The organism is Metallibacterium scheffleri (genome assembly GCF_002077135.1).
Lineage (GTDB): Bacteria > Pseudomonadota > Gammaproteobacteria > Xanthomonadales > Rhodanobacteraceae > Metallibacterium > Metallibacterium scheffleri.
Genome location: NZ_LDOS01000005.1, coordinates 57597 through 75610, shown reverse-complemented (window position 1 = coordinate 75610; position 18014 = coordinate 57597). Strand labels below are relative to the sequence as shown.

General features: G+C 61.0%; 16 protein-coding genes. 1 reads left to right on the top strand and 15 read right to left on the bottom strand.

All coding sequences use genetic code 11. The annotated features are described in order from the left end of the window. Nucleotides 1–138: 138 nt before the first annotated feature. From Mschef_RS15650 to Mschef_RS15595, 13 genes are all read right to left on the bottom strand, one after another. Nucleotides 139–3486: a DEAD/DEAH box helicase gene (locus Mschef_RS15650; RefSeq protein ID WP_081130163.1), complete on the bottom strand. Its 3348-nt coding sequence runs from the start codon at nucleotides 3484–3486 to the stop codon at nucleotides 139–141. Nucleotides 3487–3501: 15 nt separating this feature from the next. Next, the gene (locus tag Mschef_RS15645; protein ID WP_081130162.1) at nucleotides 3502–4272 is read right to left on the bottom strand and encodes a nuclease-related domain-containing protein; all 771 of its coding nucleotides are present in this window, start codon (nucleotides 4270–4272) and stop codon (nucleotides 3502–3504) included. Nucleotides 4273–4299: 27 nt separating this feature from the next. Continuing rightward, nucleotides 4300–4767 carry a hypothetical protein gene (locus Mschef_RS15640; protein WP_136256447.1) on the bottom strand — a complete coding sequence of 156 codons (468 nt, stop codon included), beginning with the start codon at nucleotides 4765–4767 and terminating at the stop codon, nucleotides 4300–4302. A gap of 3 nt (nucleotides 4768–4770) precedes the next feature. Beyond that, nucleotides 4771–5661, bottom strand: a complete 891-nt coding sequence (locus Mschef_RS15635) for a ParB/RepB/Spo0J family partition protein (RefSeq protein WP_081130160.1) — start codon at nucleotides 5659–5661, stop codon at nucleotides 4771–4773. A gap of 657 nt (nucleotides 5662–6318) precedes the next feature. Beyond that, a complete protein-coding gene (locus Mschef_RS15630) occupies nucleotides 6319–7377 on the bottom strand; it encodes a helix-turn-helix domain-containing protein (RefSeq protein ID WP_168708923.1) in 1059 nt (352 codons plus the stop codon). A gap of 821 nt (nucleotides 7378–8198) precedes the next feature. Then, complete coding sequence (locus Mschef_RS15625; protein ID WP_168708924.1) at nucleotides 8199–9197, bottom strand: ParB/RepB/Spo0J family partition protein; 999 nt, start codon at nucleotides 9195–9197, stop codon at nucleotides 8199–8201. Then, the gene (locus tag Mschef_RS15620) at nucleotides 9181–10563 is read right to left on the bottom strand and encodes an AAA family ATPase (protein ID WP_081130157.1); all 1383 of its coding nucleotides are present in this window, start codon (nucleotides 10561–10563) and stop codon (nucleotides 9181–9183) included. The genes Mschef_RS15625 and Mschef_RS15620 overlap by 17 nt, the downstream gene beginning before the upstream one ends. Beyond that, nucleotides 10563–11126 carry a hypothetical protein gene (locus Mschef_RS15615; RefSeq protein ID WP_081130156.1) on the bottom strand — a complete coding sequence of 188 codons (564 nt, stop codon included), beginning with the start codon at nucleotides 11124–11126 and terminating at the stop codon, nucleotides 10563–10565. Before Mschef_RS15615 ends, Mschef_RS15620 begins: the two co-directional genes overlap by 1 nt. Continuing rightward, nucleotides 11123–11530, bottom strand: coding sequence for a hypothetical protein (locus Mschef_RS17980; RefSeq protein WP_139789408.1), 408 nt, complete (start codon nucleotides 11528–11530; stop codon nucleotides 11123–11125). Before Mschef_RS17980 ends, Mschef_RS15615 begins: the two co-directional genes overlap by 4 nt. A gap of 6 nt (nucleotides 11531–11536) precedes the next feature. Further along, entirely contained in the window at nucleotides 11537–12049 is a 513-nt protein-coding gene (locus Mschef_RS15610) for a hypothetical protein (RefSeq protein WP_081130155.1), read from the bottom strand. Nucleotides 12050–12108: 59 nt separating this feature from the next. Continuing rightward, a complete protein-coding gene (locus Mschef_RS15605) occupies nucleotides 12109–12627 on the bottom strand; it encodes a hypothetical protein (RefSeq protein ID WP_136256449.1) in 519 nt (172 codons plus the stop codon). A gap of 9 nt (nucleotides 12628–12636) precedes the next feature. Beyond that, a complete protein-coding gene (locus Mschef_RS15600; RefSeq protein ID WP_081130153.1) occupies nucleotides 12637–13263 on the bottom strand; it encodes a hypothetical protein in 627 nt (208 codons plus the stop codon). Continuing rightward, nucleotides 13253–14230 carry a hypothetical protein gene (locus tag Mschef_RS15595; RefSeq protein ID WP_136256450.1) on the bottom strand — a complete coding sequence of 326 codons (978 nt, stop codon included), beginning with the start codon at nucleotides 14228–14230 and terminating at the stop codon, nucleotides 13253–13255. The genes Mschef_RS15600 and Mschef_RS15595 overlap by 11 nt, the downstream gene beginning before the upstream one ends. A 333-nt stretch (nucleotides 14231–14563) precedes the next feature. Here Mschef_RS15595 and Mschef_RS15590 point away from each other — a divergent pair, with 333 nt between their 5' ends. After that, on the top strand, nucleotides 14564–17053 hold the full coding sequence (locus Mschef_RS15590) for a hypothetical protein (RefSeq protein WP_081130151.1): 2490 nt from the start codon (nucleotides 14564–14566) through the stop codon (nucleotides 17051–17053). Here Mschef_RS15590 and Mschef_RS17370 read toward each other — a convergent pair. Together Mschef_RS17370 and Mschef_RS15580 are read right to left on the bottom strand one after the other, a co-directional pair. Next, on the bottom strand, nucleotides 16943–17728 hold the full coding sequence (locus Mschef_RS17370) for a hypothetical protein (protein WP_136256451.1): 786 nt from the start codon (nucleotides 17726–17728) through the stop codon (nucleotides 16943–16945). The genes Mschef_RS15590 and Mschef_RS17370 overlap by 111 nt on opposite strands. After that, nucleotides 17691–17906, bottom strand: a complete 216-nt coding sequence (locus Mschef_RS15580) for a TraR/DksA C4-type zinc finger protein (RefSeq protein ID WP_081130149.1) — start codon at nucleotides 17904–17906, stop codon at nucleotides 17691–17693. The genes Mschef_RS17370 and Mschef_RS15580 overlap by 38 nt, the downstream gene beginning before the upstream one ends. Nucleotides 17907–18014: the final 108 nt, after the last annotated feature.

The following is an 18014-nucleotide window of genomic DNA, read 5'->3' as shown; positions in this document are numbered from 1 at the left end:
GTGATTAGAGAGAGGAAGCCACTACGCCATGATCTTGAATCTAGCCGTGCGTTGTGCCATCAGTTGGAAGTCCATGAACGTGCACCCTGCCCTTCCCGGGCGCGCCGGGCAGCGACCAAAAACGGCAGACGAATTGGCTCATGCGGCAACGTCCTCAGTGTCAGGCGATTCGCTGGCGCCCAGCAGGTCAATCAGGTCAGTCAACTTGCGCTCGTCGGCAATGGTGGCGCCTTCATCAAGAAGCGAGTGTGCCAGTTGCGACTTGGCTTGCTGCGCGACCAGGATGCGATCCTCGATCGTTTGCGAGCACACCAGCTTGTGCACGAACACAGGCTTATCCTGGCCGATGCGATGCACGCGATCAGTTGCTTGTGCCTCACGGGCTGGGTTCCACCATGGGTCGTAGTGAATCACCGTGTCCGCTTCCGTCAAGTTCAGCCCTACCCCACCCGTCTGCGTCGTCATCACCAGCACGTCCGCAGCACCGAAGCGGAACGACTTGAGCACAGAAGCGCGGTCAGTGGTTTGACCGGTCATTGAGGCGTGGCGTATGCGTTCGCGCGAGAGGCGGTCGGCGATCAGATGCACCATTTCCGCGAAAGAAGAGAACACAAGGATCTTGCGCCCGTCCTCGATGGCCTTTCGCAGCAGCAAGATCAGCGCATCAAGCTTCGGCGTTTCGCTCGGCAAGGAGTGGCCGGGCGGCATGGCCGCGGCGCAAAGGCGCGCATCACAACAGACTTGCCGCAGGCGCATCAACGCGGTCAGGATGAACACCTGTGCCTGGCCAGTGGTCATGTTGCGAACGGCTTCCAGAGCGCTTGCCCGCTGCGCCGCACGCATCACTTCGTACAGGCGGCGCGTGGAGCCAGGTAATTCGACCCACTCAACGATCTCGGTCTTCGGCGGAAGCTCGGTGGCTACCTGATCCTTTGTTCGGCGCAGAATGAACGGTGCGATCATGCGCTTCAGATTGGCGAGCCTCTCAGGGTCTGCGCCGCGCGTGATGGGCAATTCATAGATGGATCTGAACTGCTTGAGTTCAGGCATCAGGGATGGCACAGCCAGACTCAGGTGCGTCCAGAGCTCACTCATGTGGTTCTCGAGCGGTGTGCCAGTGACAGGCAAGAACCGGCTCGCATCAAGGTTGCGCAGCGTCTCGGCGGCAAGCGTCGCGGGGTTCTTCACCATCTGTGCTTCATCGAGCACCACAAGCGAGAACCGATGTTTCCGCAGGAACTCTCGATCACGGGGCAGAAGCGCGTAATGCGTCAGCACGACATCATGCGCGGGGATCTGCTCGAACAGCGAATCGCGCGAAAAGCCATCGAGCAGCAACACCTTCAAACCAGGTGCGAAGCGCTCGAACTCCGGCTTCCAGTTCAACAGGACCGTCTTCGGCGCAACGATCAGGCATGGCGGTGCATCGGGGTCGGTCCAGCGCTGTGATGCAATGTGCGCGATCACCTGTACCGTTTTCCCGAGGCCCATGTCGTCAGCTAGGACACCGCCAAACCCGCCGCTGGCGAGGCTATTCAGCCAGTGCACGCCGATCTGCTGGTAGTGGCGAAGTTCACCCGTGAACCCAGGCGGCGCGGCCTCGAGCGGACGCAACGCGGCATCCATAACCGCGCGCAGAGCACTGCGCATGCTGTCCAACGATGGCGCACTATGCAAACCCAAAGACTCCGCGAGAACCGCGGCCTGCACGCGCGTCATGCGCGGGTGTCTGCGGGCAGAAAGGCTTTCCACCCATTCAATGACAGGACGAAGCAACTCCGCGAAGGCGCGCATGGGCATCTGAATGCGCCGGCCATCGGCAAGCGCAACGCTCCAAGGGAGATCACCATGGTCGGAGCGCATCATTTCCATGAAGGCGTGATCAGAAACAAGTGATTCAACGAGGTCAGGAAGTTCAACGCGCTCGCCACCAACATCCAAGGCCACGCCAATACTCCAGAATGAATCCGTGCCGTCAGGCAACATGGCGAGGCGTAGTGCAGAGCCATCAGCGAAGCACAATTCGGCTTCAGGCAAATCAAGCATGGACACGGGCATCGATTGAGGCAAAAAACGCTTCAACACTTCGACTTTGTTGCTTATCTTCGCTGCACGCTCTCCGGTCAGCGGCACCTGTGGGTCGTCCAGTGCGGTCGCAGGAACGACGCGCACACCGCGTTTCCGAAGTTCCTGGGCGACGACTGTCGGATCGCATGACGGATCGAGATTGGTCAAACGAGCAAGACCTTTGCTGGTTCTGATGACCGTAGCGCCATCATCAGTGCGCCAGTGCGGGCAATCGGACGGAAGTAGATCAATACCTTCACCATCCACCCATGTGGCGACGGCGCCAACCAATTGCTCGCCATCTGCATCAACTGATAGAAGTACGCTCGAGAACGACTCAACGGCAGGTGCGTCCAGCACTTTGTGCGGCAGCGGTATCCCAAGCTCAGCAAGGCGCCGCTCTGCCGCGTTGGAAACGGAAGCTTCGCGATGGCTGATCGGCTGAACACGTTGCGCAAAAGCAATCCCGCCGTTGCGATCAGGGAGGCAATACAGAAGCTGTGGATCGCTCGATAGGAACCAGGCGTTACGACGCGTGAAAAGCAACTCGCCCATGACGCCGTTGGAGTCGGCGCAATAGCAATCAAGGATTTGCTGTGTGCCGTCATCATTCGGAACCCAGCGGAACATGGCGCTGGCGTCGTGTCCACGATGGATAGGTTTCAGCTCTGAATCCAGAAGCACACCATGCTCAAGAATATACGACAGTGCGAACTCCCCTTCCTCGGAGGCGGCCTTGTGAATCGAATACCTCGAAGCGTTTACATGGCCGGGTTGGAACAGATGGTGCAACACGAGGTCATTGGCTTGAAAAGCGTCCTTGCTCTGCTCAACAAAATCAGGGCCAAGATGTGAGTAGTAACGCATTCTGCCGTCAGAGCCACCGGTGTCCTCACAGATACCAGGCTGCAAAGACCACTCGGCAAGACATTCAAGGATGCAGACGATGCGAAAACGTGGCCTCCGTGCAAGATCCGCGTACGGATGGCCTGTGCGATCAGCCAAGGCGACCCACGAAGACGACGCCCGTTCCATCAGGTCACCGAGCTTGCGATTGCGGCGCAAGGCGTCTCGATACGCAAGCAGCCCGCGGAACAGCAGGTTGTGGTCCTCGCATGTGCATAGGCCGCGCGCTGCGGCGGTGTAGCGTCCAACATCGCCATCACGCCAGTCGACGGTTCGACCCTGCGTGTTCACGCGGCACCTGGCGTTGCCAAGGTAAAAGACAAGTTCAGAGAAAGCCCCGGCACGAAACACAGCGGCGCGCATGAAATAATCCCACTGCTCCGAAGGAACAGTCAGGGCATCGCTATGCTGACGATCGGCAACGAGGTTGACCGCAGCTGCAAACAAAGCATCGTTACAATCGAGCCCTGCCAGGTAACCGTTGGCGGAGGGAAGCTTTCTATATTGACTCATCGATGAAATCCATTCTCAGCGAAGTTCTGGGCGAGAACGTAAAGCCTGATTGACCCATGCCGGGGCCATCAGGGGCCGCAGTGCGTCAGCGGCGGCATTGGCGTCGTGGCCAGCGCGTGCCGGTTTCCAGTTTTCAAGGAGTCCGCGCAGCGTTTCCGGGGCCGTGACCAGAATGGAGTCTGCGCCGGGCGCGATCGGCGGTGGTGGATAGCTACGCGTGAAGCACACCGCGCCCTGCACCCAGGATCGGACACCGTGCGACTTCAGGTAGGACGCGAGGGCAGCCGACGCGCTGGCGACCTGACGCAGTGGGTTCGAGACCGTCGAGTAGTACACCGTGCCGCCGCGGCCGACCTTGCGGAGCTTCCACTGCGGCGCATCGCGCGACCCCATGATCTCGCCTTTGTAATGCTTGACCTCGAGAACAAAGACGCAATGCGGGCCGACGGCAACAAGATCCAGTTCGCGAGGACGGCCGCCTGCCCTGCCCGGCACCAGGACATTGTTGAAGACCGTGAAATCGGACGGCAGCTGCAACGCGGTGCGCAACGCAATCGCCTCACCACGCGCGCCGGCGGCGGCGCGGTCGGTATGCCGCAGCACGGTCAACGCCGCACCGGCCACCAGCATCAGGATCACGGCAGGAATGAAGTGAGCACCGGGAGCGCCGAGGGTCAGTAGCGTAATGAAGCCCATGAAGCCGGTAGCCATCACCAGCCCTGCGATGACGCGCACGGCCAAGAGCCGTTTGCGCTGGTCGTTCTGTCGAAGAATGGAATGCGCCATCACGCGCCAACCCTTGCGATCCGCACGTCAGTTTCCCTGTTGAGCCAGCCAGCCGCGGAGCGCCTCGTCCGTCGGCGATGCACCGTGGTCAGCAAGCAAGCGCTCAGCCATGTCCAGCAATGCGAGCTGCTCGGCTTGGCGCATGACATCGACGCGCGAACTAAGCGCGGTCAAGTCGCAGCCGGGCGATCCCATGTCAATACGCGCACCGCTGCGCGCCGGTCGGGCGCGTTCTCGCAGCGCTGCTGCAAGATCGTCACGTCGCTCCTTGGCGGCAAGGTCGATGCCTTCGAGCGTCTGCAATATCACGCGCCATTCGTCTGGCGAAAACATGCTCGGCAAGCGCGATGCAAGATCATCAGCAATCCAGACGTAGCGCTGCACCATGCGCTCGATTCGGCCGGACGCGCTCGGCGCTCGAACGCGCCCGGTCGAGAAGAATGAGGCCAGCGTCTTGCCGACCGTGATGGATGTTCGCTTGACGGTTCTTGGCATGATTCAGGATGCGCTCTGTTTGATGGATTCGAGTTCAACGAACAGGGCCTCGATCTGCTCCCTGGTTTCACCACTGAGTGAAGCGTATCCCGGGTCCGATCGGACAGTCGTCGCCACCGCCATCAATCGCGGCACCTGCTTGCGGACGGCTTTGAGGTAGAGCTTCTCCGGCGTCGTGGCATCCGCAGGCTTGGCCCTGGTCTTGCCGGAGTTCTTTGCCTTTTGCAGGGCTTCTTCCAGCACCTCGGGTGCCTTCGAGCCGTGGGTCTTCAGCAGCTCGATGACCATCGACGCGGACACTTCATCCGCGATGATGTGGTTGACCATGGACTTCGGCGCGCCAGCCAGGACCTCGAGGTTGCTCACCTGAGTCGCAGTCATGCCGAGCCTCTTGGCGATCTCGGTCTCGCCGTGGCCAGCATTGACCAGGCGCTTGATCACCAGCGCCTTCTCGTAGGTCGAGAGCGGGCGCCCCTCGTTGTCCTTGATCAGGTCGACCGTCAGGTCATCGACACTGGTGGTCTTGGGCAGGAAGAGGACCGGAATTTCGGCGATGTCCGCGCCGCGGTCGATGGCGCGCCGAACCGCTTCCAAACGCGTATGGCCGCCGACGACGTAGATCACGTCCTCGCCACCCTCGTCAGCGACGAACGCGGTGACCGGCTTCGAGATCCTGTAGCCATTTTCCAGCATGTCGCTGGCCAGCGCGTCGGTGTAGGCCTCGTAGTCGGGTGTGCGCACGCGCGCATTGAAGCCGGGAATCGTTTTGATCGTGGCGGGATCCACCCAACTCAGCGAGTCGTTACGACGATGCGCCAGCTTGACCTGCTTGACGCGGCCCGAGACCAGGTTGACCGAGAAATCGGCGGAAGGAATGACGGCGCTCTTGCTCATGGCAAAGTCCAGATTGGTGAGTAACAGCGTAATACCATGATATTACCGTCGTGCAAGCCCCTGCTCCACCAACGTCCAGGCATACGGCCGACGGCCGGCATGACGCCGGCGAGGCTGGGTCCTGATTGCGCCCAAGCGCTTCACAAGTCCCTGCGAGGCCAGTTCGTCCAGCTCGCGCTCGAGGGTGTTTCTGTGAACCTGGAGCATCAACGACAAGCGTGGGATGTCGAGTGCTGCGAGTTGTAGAGCAAGCAGGACGCGCTCGCGTGTTCGCGGTCGGACAACATGGGTATTACTCATGGCCTACTCCAAGAGTAACAGATGGGTACTGTGCGCGTACGCAACGGGAGCGGGGTGCAAGGAGCGCCATCAGGGAGCGGTGCAAGCAAAAGCCACGAAAAGCCTTTATAACCAAATAGATATGATCGTCGTGACGCACCAATGACGGAACAGAGCCAGTGCCATGCATTGATCGTGGAACAACGAGATAGGATGTTCCACGGATTACTAAGTGCATGATTACGAACAATTAAATATCCAACTAACCAGCGATGTTCCACGCGCGCACATGCGCGAAGGTTGGTTTTAGGATAGAGAGCTTTCAAGTGCGAAGAGCGGTAAGGTTTAGCGCACACGATCTGGTGCATGGCACCGTCCTCAATGCGCAGCCGGAATGCCATGCACGCTGCGCAGAACAGCGCCGCGCCAGGCTTCGGACATCATCTTGGGTCGTTTCCAGCGCCCTGCCCTCACCAACGCCACGCCGGCCCTGGCGCCGCCAAGTGGGTCTCCGCGGCCGAGCCCCCCCACGACGACCATGCACGCGATCTCGTCGAGCAATTCAGCGCCGCGAGAGTGCGATCCGGCGCAGGCGCGCAAGACAGGCAGCAACCCCAGGAGCGTGGCTGCGAGTTCCGGCTTGATCGACTCTCCAGCGCTGGCCACCCGTGGCGTGGCGTTCGGAGCGCGGGTCTGCAGGGGCTCGCGCCTTGGTACAGCGCGTTCGAGCCAGCGAACCTGCTGACCGGTCAGCGCCCAGGCAGGATCGATCTTGAGTGCGGACGGGTCGGCATGGGACTTGGCTGTCTCAAGAGCATCTGAGACACAAGCGGGCAGCGACATGAAAAACGCCTGCATCGCAAGCAGTTCGTCCCGCGAGAGCGCATGGTCTCTGTTCGGCTCTGCACCAGTGTCCGAGAGGTCGCCAGGCGTGTTGCTCTGTCGGTCGGTGGCGCTGGGGTCTTGCGTAGGCAAGGAAACCTCTGTGTGAGGTGACCCAGGCTGGGTCAACATCAGCGCGCTCTGATCGACTTCCTGCGTAAGCGAGATCCGGCGCGACCCAATCTGGGTCACGCAATGATCTGCAGGAGCGCAAGCAGGCTGTAGCGTGCGCAATAGATAGGTGCGGGTAGGCGCGCCACGCGCGAGCCCTGCCCGCCTGCGGACATAGCCAGCCTTCTGCAACTCGAGCAGCGCCCGGCTGACCGTATTGCGGTGAAGTCCAAGGGCCTCGCCGATGAACTCCACAGGGAACGTCCAGTCTGTGCGTTGCGTGGCCTCAGCCTTGGCGAACAGAAAAAGAAGGACGCGCATTCCTGCGGCGCTCAAATCGAGCTTGGCGACGTGAAGCAAGCGCTCGCTCCACGATGGTTGTGCATCCTCTTGGTGCGTGCGCGCTGCTGGTGCGCGGTTCATCACATGCGGGGTGGTTTGCATGACGAAACTCCAAAACGCTGGGACAAGCGCACCCATTGACGACGTCCGCCAAGCGTTTTAGAGTTCGTCCGTCTGAAGCGGGCGCCTCGCATTTGCTTGGTGACCTGTCATCCCCGAAGCCCAGCGCGCCAACGCTGGGCTTCGTGCTTTCTGGGCACGCGATGGCTGTGCTGACCGTGCTCGCTAAGTCATGACGCACCCCCATTCCGTGGCCAGCAGGCTCACGAAGTGCAGTGACCCAGGTTGGGCCATGCGAATGGATCGCGTGAGGAGCTGCGCGCTGAACCTACCCGACGTGACCCAGATCATTGGGTCAAGCCACATGCGTGCCCCAGGTTGGGTCACGGTCGAAGACAGTGGATGAGGGGCGTGAAAGCCGCGCGTCCTGGGCCACACGACCATGAAACGAAGTGCTGGCGCAGCGCCATGCGGCTGTAGTGCCCCAGGTTGGGTCAGGCGGACAGACCATGCGAAAGCCACGGGGCTGTATTCATGGGCCATGACCCAGGTTGGGTCAGAGACGGGCCGAATAAGATCGGTCGCGGAGTTGGTTGCCTGCGTTGACCCAGCTTGGGTCATGGGCAAGAACAAAGCCGCAGCAGCGGGCATGGGATGAAGAACGCCAGCAAAGGCTAGACAAACCGAGTGAATGCATTCCGCGCTGCAGTGCCTGCCTGTCGCCGATGAGGGCCGTTTGCAAGTGCGCGGCTGAAACGCATGTGTAGAACACATCAGGCGTGATTCGCGGACCCCATAACGGCGAAGCCCAGGCGTTGGGCCTGGGCTTCGGTTCGTATTCAAACGATGGGGAAGGGCGCCAATCATGGCCCGGATCCTTTAGCCCATCGTTCGATGACGCCGCGGATCTCATCCAACAAAGCCTGTGGCGCACCTTTGCGCAAAATGACGGCTGGGCAACCATTGATGGTTCGCACGCGAGCGATGACGGCATCGCCGGTCGCAATGATCGTTTTGTGTGAGCTGCCGCCCGCCAGGCGCTGAAACACGTCGGCAGCGCGAGGGTGCGGATCTTGGGCGGCAATTGCTCGGCACTCAGTCTCAATCCGGGCAGGGTCCAGCTCATATGCCTTGATCAGAGGCTCGACCCACTGTGTGCGAATTTCGCGCGGGTCCAGAAAAGCGGAAATCACGGCTGGGCTTAGCTCGCCATAACGCAAGAGACGTTGCACGCTTGATGCCGACAATGTCAGCTTGGCAGCCAAGTCGCGGCCGGACGGATACTTGCCGGCCTTGATGAGCGAGGCATAGTGAATGCCACGCTCAAACGCTGTGAGATCGGATCGGCCAATGTTCTCTTCGACCATCTCATGCAAGAGTTCATCGTCCGTAAACGGTCGCACGATGACGCGAAACGGGAGGCCCAACTTGAGGCACGCGGCATGACGGCGGTGGCCGCTCGCGATCTCGTAGTCATGGCCAGGATCGCCCTCGACAGGGCGAACCTTGGCGGGTTGTGAATTGCCTTGCGTGAGACGGATTCGTTCGCACAAATCCTCGAAGTCAGCGTCTACGAACGCGGCTGGGTGGCGATCCGCAAACCGGCTTGGTCGGACGCGAGTAGCGTTGATCGCAAAAATCGGGGTGCCATCCTTGAGCCGTTGCACTTCGATCTCGAGTGCGCTCGCACGCGAAACCGCTTCATGCATGCGCTCGCGGATGCTGGCATTTGCTTCACCGACCATCATACCGACGGCGGTCGAGGCGCTGCCGTCGGGCAGGGCAGGGCGCTTGGGCTTCGGCGCAATCAAGCCGCGCTCGATCTCCAACATGCGCTCATCTGCCTTACGCTGCAGCGACATTGGAATGCTCCACCGATGCGTCTGTCTCAGAGAGATCTGCGACGGGTGCAGAAACAGCAGCTTGAGAGGAAGCATTCGCTTCCCAAGCATCCCAAGTGTCGTTCAGGATATGAGTGAACTGGCCATAGGCTTTGTCGAACAGCTCCCTCGCTCGCTTGATGCTTCGATAAGAGCCTTCGTAGCGCTCAATGTCGTAAACGGTGGCGAACTCACTCGCAGCCGTTGTGGCAACGCGGGTTGCAGGGATTGCATCGGGCAGCAGCCAGTCCTCGCAGCCCATCAAGAGCAGCTTGCGGATGAAGTGCGTGCTCTTGTCAGTATCGTCCACACGGGTGAGCAGCACATGCACGCCCTCCCAGCGCTTCGCGTGCCCATCAGCCTTGAGCGCCTGCTCCATGACGTCGCGCAGCAGGCTCCAGAAGATGACACTGCTGGCCAAGTCGAGGTTAGACGGTGGAACCGTCACCACCAGGTGGTCAGCAGCAAACACCGCGGTCGACGTGAGGAAGCCGAGCGAGGGCTGCGTATCGATCAGCAGCACGTCATAGCGTCTGCGGAGCGGCTCGATGCGCTCGGCAAGAACTTCGAAGATCTGGCCGCCCCACTCAGGCGCAGCTGCGGCGAGCGCAAACTCTTTGCCGTAGAGGTGCTGATTGGACGGGATGATGTCGATGCCAGGCCAGTAGGTGGGTCTGGCCAATGTCACGGGATCAGGCGGGTCGTTATAGAAAAGAGCCGCGACGGATTCATCACTGGTGACATCAAGGTAGGGGGACAGGCCGAACAGCGTGGTGGCCGAAGCTTGCGGGTCCATATCGAGGATTGCGCAGGATAGACCGCGCTGCGCCAAGTACTGCGCCAACGTCACGGTCGTGGATGTCTTCGCAACGCCGCCCTTGAAATTGGCCACCGTCATGACGATGCCATGACCAGGCGCGTACTGATGGCGCAGACCGGCGGCACGCGCCATGCCCTGCATGTCGGCCATGTCGTACATCGTCTTGCCAGGCAAGGCGTGACCGGAAGGGTACTTCTTCGAGTCAACGCCATGCAGGAAAGCTGACTTGGTGATGCCAAGGACATTCGCAACTTGTGCCTGATTGAGGCGCGGCGCAACTTTCTTGGAATCGGGGCGTAACGCAGCCTCTTTGACGGTCTCCAAGACTTCAGCCATCCGGGCCGCCCGGGCGGCGATCTCTTCAAAGCCGTAGGTTTGCCTTGGTCGACTGTTCGACTGCAACGCCATCTTGTTGCCCCTCAATCGGGCGGTCGCTGAATTACGCCATGGGCGCAGCGTACCACTTTTCGGCCCGCGCACCAAATTGCGGAACGCGCGCTCCCGCGTAGTAGCAGACCGCTTGCTCATCAGTGCGACAACCCCGCGTCAAAAGGCTCATGAGCATGCCCAAACCACAATTGCGCGCGATCACCAGCAAAACGGATGCGGAAGCGGACTGAGGGTGCAAGCGCGCAGATTTCACGCACACCGGCAAGTCGATCAAGCAGCCACGCCTCATGCCAGCGCGACAGGAAGGACTCGATGAGTCGGTAGTCGAACCCGAGCGCCTGAGCCGAAATGAGCACCGACCGGCGCGGATGAGCATAGGCAACAAAGCTGGTTGGCGCCGCATGGCACTCGGCAAGCACATGTGCGCCGGCGGCATTCAGAACAGCCTCGGGCAGCACGTGCGCTGATGGCATGATGTTCGGTAGCGCCAACGCCATTGCGTGAACCGCCTTCAGGATCGGCCGGCGATAATTCGCCGTCAGCACAACACCGCCGGCCGTATTGACGAACAGGCACACCTCGAGCGCATGAAAGCGCTGGAGTAGCTCCAGCCCGAACGCGCGGCTGATTTCCATGCAATTGGACGCCACCGCCACGACATCATCCTGGGAGCATTCAGATGGCTTGAGCCGCGCACTCATGCGGCAGCGCCACGTAGTGGCGCCTGGCCAGCACTTGCGGCGATCTGCATGCACAACGGACACCGTGTGGCATCGCGTGCCGCAGTCATGCTAGTCGGCACGGCGGGAGACGCAGAGCACAGGGCGGCAAGGTCGTAACCTCGCACCAGATGAATCGTATGCGTCGGGTCGCGCGAGACGCGCGCCTCACGAACAGGGATTTCATCCAACCGACACTCGCGCATCGCCCATTGGGCAAATGATTCGGTCAGCAACGCTCGACGGGCGCCAACATCGAGCGGGATGCGGCGACTGGGCTGGTGACAGACGCACGTAACCGCGCGACCGGTCATCGCCAGCACATACAAGACGCCGCCAAGATCATCGGTGTAAAAGCATTGCGAGCGAACAGTTGAAGCATCCATGAGCTATCATCCAAAGACATTTTCAGGGGAAGTTCGGGTCGCTACGCGACAGTCATCCGCGCGCAGCGTGCCAATGGAAATCGACTCGCGAAGCGAGTCCCAGTGCAGCATCACGCCAAAAGCACGCAGTCGCTCGACACTGGCCGCCACGCGACGAATCGCGTGGAAGTGTCGAAAGTGCAACGCCGTCGCGATCGAGGCGCGCTCAGGCGGAGGCAACGCGCAGAACACCTGAGTGCAGGGCAAGCCCAGCGCGGTCGCCGGTGCCCCGATGAAGGCGTGATCGGGCACGGCATGCGCTGAGCGGATCAGGAAACGAACCTGCAGCTCCGCCAGGGAGCAATTCGGAAGATCGCGCCTCAAAGCAGAACGACATGCCGAGCGGACCAGTTCACCGACGGCGCTTTGATTCACACGCAGATCGATCGAAAGCGCGCAAGCGGTGCGCCATGGCGTGAATCCCATCCGAACCCGATCGGCGTAAAGATGGGTCTGCAGGTGCTGCAGGCACACGATCATCGCAGACGACACCCGTTGAGCCGCGGCGTTGTCTCGGCCAGGGCCATGTATGCACACCATCAGGACACCTGGGTTTTCGCCAGCAAGGGGACGCGCCTGGCGGAAACCCGGATGGGTGCGACGGCCTTGCTCTGGATGGACGGGGTCTGCGCAGGCTGCATATCGAGCGTGATAATCCGCGCGTCACGATGATCTTCGGTGGTCAACGACTCCAGGGTGATCTCCTGGCAGAGTGGAACCGACGGCTCGCGCGCGAGGTGTGTCTCGAGGTAGCGCATGGCTCGGAATAGCCGAACCTCAACTTTCAACATGGCATCTTTGGCCGGCTGCGATGCATCAAGCCAGCGAATGAGTTGTGCTTCGCTCATGGCGGCAGTGACCTCCACCCATGCGGCCCTGGCTTCGAGCGCGGACACGCGGGAAGCCTTCTGCATGCGATTCGCCTCGGCAGTGAGGTCAGCGTCACGTAAGGCTGCCTCCCGCAGAGCTTTCGATAAACGCCGCAGCCATAGGATGGCGTAGCCAAGCCCGGCCAAAGAAAGCAGCAGGGAAGTCAGGTACAGAAGGATAGGAATCATGGCGCGCACTCAATCCAGTGTGATGCGTTGGGATTTTTGGATCTCATCGATCCACAGGCATTCGGCAACCGGACCGCAAGCCATGTGCTCTGGCGCGTGAACATGCTCGATGCGCATGCGACCGAGCCCATAGGTGAGCACCAGGCCCTGCCCAACGGGTGGTGGCGTTCCGCACATGAACGACAGATGCCGCAGAACGAAGGTCCGGTAAAAGGACTCGACCACAATGCGAGCGTCACCAGCATCGGCATTTGGCGTGGTGGCTGTGGTGATGAAGCCGCATTTCGGTGAGACGCGCACCGAAAGCGCGGTCAGTTCACGTCCCAGTGCGTTGCCAGTGTCCACACAGAGCCGCGACGCGTATGCAGGAAGCGCCTTCAGAATCCCATCGCCGGAATGGCTGACTTCGACCCAGGACCCGCCATCCTTTTGCCCAACGTAGGAGAACACCACCTCGTTGGCATGGAACGTCTCGAACAGCGTCGCCGCGAGCGGATTGCAAGCGCCGATCAGCGCCTGCTCGAGTGCCTTCATGACGGGCCAGCTCCACAGCTTCACCGCATCGATGCTCTGGTCCGAATCAATCACCGCGTCAATGCTGCGGCTGGCGTGCGATGACAAACGGTCAAGCGTCATGGCAGAGGATCTCGTCATGTTGGTGTCCGATCATGCGTAACAGGTCATCACGCTGGCTGGCAGGGTGTTGCCAGCGAGCTGTGTCAGGGGAAGCGCTGACGTGAGTGACGACCCAGGTCAGCACGGTGCGCAGTCGTGAGGCGAGCGCTTGCAAGTACGCGCGATGCTGCGCAGCACTGGATGCGCTGGACGCCTCCTTGCGCAGCGTCCTTAATCCACTGTGGTCGATGGAAACGCGAACCGAGAATGGGTCTCGCAGCTCCAACTCAATCTCCGCATCCCGCAGAGTCATTCGGACCGGCAGGCGGCGGTGTTCGACGATCTGTGCCTGGATATCGTCAGCGGTCGCCAGGCATCCATCAAATGACGATGCCGACCGATCCAGAGGGCTCTCCAGAGCGATCGACCGTCCAGGCTTGAATGGCGGCGGTATCGGTGTCTCGCCAAGAACCCAGGATGCGAGCAGCGCGGGAATGAGTCGAGGCGTCAGACCCTCAAGCGTGAGCGCGCACGCGTTCAGCAGGATGCCGCGGATCCATTCATCACGCGCCAGCGCATCCGGGAGCAGGGCGATCCCAAGCCGGAGATCGAACAGCCCCGTATGTCCGGTGATGCTGGTATCGGCTTCCGTCAGCAGTTCGTCCCGCGCGAGGTCTTGCTCCGCATGGGTCGTCGCGCGGTCACCAAAGCGGGATCGAAGTCGCGCATGGAGCTGCTTCAAAGTGACGGTCTTGCGTGCCTCGGCGGCGGCGACCAGAGCGAGCCCTTCGGCCTCCGGAGCGAGTTCAAGCAGTTCGTCTTCCTCTGCGCGTAGCGGCTCATGACTGAACGGCACCACCAGACCTCGTGCGAACGCGCTCGTGCCAATGTCTGCCGGCATCGCTGCCGATCGAGGCAGCAGATCAAGCCGCGCCCGCGCCCTGTCGAAGAGAAACAGTCGCCCCGTCCATGTGTCGGCTGAAGACATTGAGACCCACTTCAAGAAACCTCGGCCAAGCTTAGAACCGACCAGCTTGGTCACTGACCCCAGAAAAGCCTCTCAGAGGCGAAAAGAGACTTGGCGCCAAAGGGCAACAGCAGTATCTACGGAGTGCATGCCGGCGTCGAAGGGCCGCTCCGTGCTGTGTCATTGCCGGGCAAGCCAGCAGCGGCGGTGAACCAAGGTCATGCTATGATCACGATGCTGCTCTGCTCGAAGAATCGAGGCGCCGGCGAGGGAGACTTCGCCGGCATTTTTTTGCGGCGTTGCCACACAGCCGCGCATGGGTAGACTCCGATGCAACGACAAGGAGCCACGCCCATGGCGCAAACAGAACGCACGATCGCGATCTCCGAGCACAGCCTTGATCTCGTCGCGGCGACGTTACAAAAAGTACAAGGCAAGAATTCGCAGGACGAAGCTGGACTATCGGGTTTTGCCAGAATGGCGGCCCTGGTGGACGGCATCACCAGCGCAAGGGGATTCGCCAAGCTGCGAAACGATCTCGTTCTTGATGCCGACAATCTGGCGGTAGAACTCATGGCGCACATGGATTGCGCCGGTGCGATTCCGCACGAAAAAACAGACCATGAAGTCGCTGAGATCAGGCAAAGCGCCATCGTGAAACAGCTCACAGCGGCAATTGGAGTCGCGATAACTCAATTATCGCCAATAGAGCGCCATGGAGCACCGCTCTGCAGATGCAGCAACATTACCTGGTTCGGCCCGCGCGAGCAGTATCAACAAAACTACATCCTGGCGATATTCGGCGCCGATGGTGTAAAGCCAGCAAGGTCTCTCGATGCAGCACAAGAGCCTGACTCCATTAAGAACAGTTACGCGGTGAGAAGCACCATAAGAATGAACGCCGTCAGCGCCATCAGGATGGCGATTTATGGCGATGATGCAAAGACGCAACAGGCGCACTTCGCCATGGCAACCTTGATCTTCAAGAAGCGCGCTGAGGCCTTGGAAGCTGTCGAACCAAGCCTCGAAAAACGGGAAGCGCTTCGCCTTGAGCTTGAAGAACAGGATCGCCTCAACGAGGCCGCCTTTGCCGAGGTGTTAAAGGGAATCACGGGATCTGCCGAGCAAAAGCACGCAGATCAGGCGCAGCAGGCGCACGAGCGCGCACTGCAAAAGGCCAAAAGCGATCAAAAGCGCGTCGAGCAGGTCGCTGCGGAACGCCAAACACGGTGGGGGAAGCCCAAACCCTGCGAGATGAAATCCACCGCCTCTGCCAAGGCAGGCAGCGAATCGGAACTGCAGGCGGTTCAAACGCCAGCCATCGAACGGCAAGTGCCCGTTGGGCAGACTGGGCAGGAGATTCATCTGACCTGCGCGTGGGTCGAGGCGGCTTCATGGTGTGGCCAAGTCATCGTCGGCGAAGATCAGGATCTACTCGCCGGATGTACGGCCTGGGCGCTGAATTTGGTCAAGGGGGCAAATGAACCGCTCGCAGACACACAGGTCGATTGGGAAGACAAAGAACAGCGCCGCAGAGTGCGCATCCGGTTGGCTGGCGGCGCAAGCGTGATCGAACGTGTCGAGCCGATCGATCATGTTGTGTCAATGCGTACAACCGTTGAGGTCACCGCGGGGACCTGCGCAGGGATCTTCGACGTGGTAGCAAAGTGGCACCTGCGAGCGTCGCAACCAATGAGGTCAGTGGGGGAGCAAATCGACAATATGGCTCATGAGCTGCTTGCGGCGATCTATCAGAGTGGCACCGTGCTGCGCGATCGGCGCATTCACAAGTGCGGCGGTCACTACCCCGATGGAACCACCGTCAATGACATGGCGGCCCTGATCTGTTCAGCCGATAGGCTCGCACCGGTGATCGTCATCCGCGCCGCCGCAGCGCGCCAGACGGCTGTGGAGAAATGGATAAGCCGCTCAGGCCATTGGGCGCACGTGACCATCGTGCGGACGCATGCTGTGGCCGCGAAGTGCGCGGAAGTGACGGGGCAGGGGGCCGTACAGCAAGAGGGCAGCGTAGTCATCTACAGCAGAATCGAGTCGGGCAGGCTGCGGATGCAAACGTATGGACTGGACCTCGATGAAATCTCGAGTGTTGTTGCGGTGTCCAGGGTGAACCGTGAGACCGCGGGTCAGGCCAGCCGCATATGGGCGGTGCCGACCAACGAATCGAATGGCGATGATGGCGTTCACGCACAAGCGCTTAGGGGCACTCTGGAAGAACTCGAGGCCGCAAAAGCCATCGTTTCACAGCTCGGAATGGAGTTGCAGACGCTCAAGCAGGAGCGCGCGGATTGGGTCGGCGCCAAGATGGTCGCGGACGCTCAGATCAAAGGTTTGCTTGAGCGAAATGCCGAACTGGAAACCAAGGTGAGAAACATGCGGCCCAGCGTCGAATCATGGGGTGATCTTGAAGAATGGGTCATCCAGGCAATGTCAGCCCGGGTGGTCTTGACCAAGAAAGCAATGGCCGCCGCAAAGCGCTCCGTTTACCGGGACTTCGATTTTGCCGCTGACGTCATCGATCTCCTGGGCACGGACTATCGCGACATGCGCATGGGTAAGCCTGGCGCGTACGAGAAGACCGAAGCGCGCAAGGCGCAGTTGGGCGTGAAGATTGGGCCATGCGGTGAAGCGCCCACAAGCAGGAACTACGGAGAAGAGTACCGTGTGGCTTGGGGCAAGCGAACCTATCGCCTTGACCTGCACGTGCAAGGATCGTCAGCGCGCGAGCGCGAGCGCGGGTTCCGGCTGTACTTCGCGTGGGACGACGAGCGGCACGTCGTCGTCGTCGGCTCCATGCCGGAGCATCTCACGATCTACGCGTCGTAGGCGGACGCCTTGTACCGCCTCGCCGAGCACCGGGTAGGCGGTCGCGATGGCATCAAGTGTCCGTAGGCGGATCGCTGAAATCGCTTCGGGGTAGCCTGGCGCGCCGATGAAGGGCGCCAGCGCTTCTTCGTGGCACGCCATCTGCAGGGCGAGGTAGATCACCAGCAGCGCATCGCGATCCGAAGCCACGCGGTCGACGACAAAGGGAAGAGACTCGATATCCATGTCCGACAGCGCGTTGAAGTAGTCAGCGCAGATCCGCCGCAGGCGCGGCATCTGGATCGGTGGCGCCACGATGCGCAGGCGCGCGACCCACTTCAGCAGTTCCGAGCGGCGGCGGTGCGCGGCGGCCTTGCCGGCGGCGCGCTTGTGATGCGCCGCTGCGAGTCGTTCACGGAATGATGGCCCGCGTTCGACAAACGCGACGCGCGAATCAGCGTAAAGCCGCATGGGGTGGCCATGGGCGCAGTGCGGGTTACGTGCCGTGGCGTCGGCAGCGCCCAGCAGGTCTCGGATCATCGCGTCCGTCCAGCCGCGGCGCAGAAGGTCGCTGACAGCGAGGAACCCGGCAGGACGGAGCCCGGGCAGCGTCGGTTGCAACGCTCCGAGCCTGCCATCCAGCTGATCCACGCCGTTGTCAGCGGCGGTAAAGACGGTCCGCAGCCTCGAATTCATGCTGGCAATCGATGCACAGGTGGGCACCCAACCGCTGTCGCAGTGGGCTGATCGGTTCGCCGCATTCAGTGCAGAACTCGGACGCTTGGGAAGCTGAAACGGCGCGTTGGTGTGCTGCAATGGCGTCGTCGAGTTGTGCCGCCTGGATCTCGACTGACGTATCGATTTCGTCGCACATCAGGGTGTCCCCGCAGAAGTGGAAGGCGCCATCAAGCTAGCGCAGGACGCAATTCCTGCAAGAGGTCGATTGAGGCGTTCTCGCCGGCGTTCCTTGCGCGTTGCACGC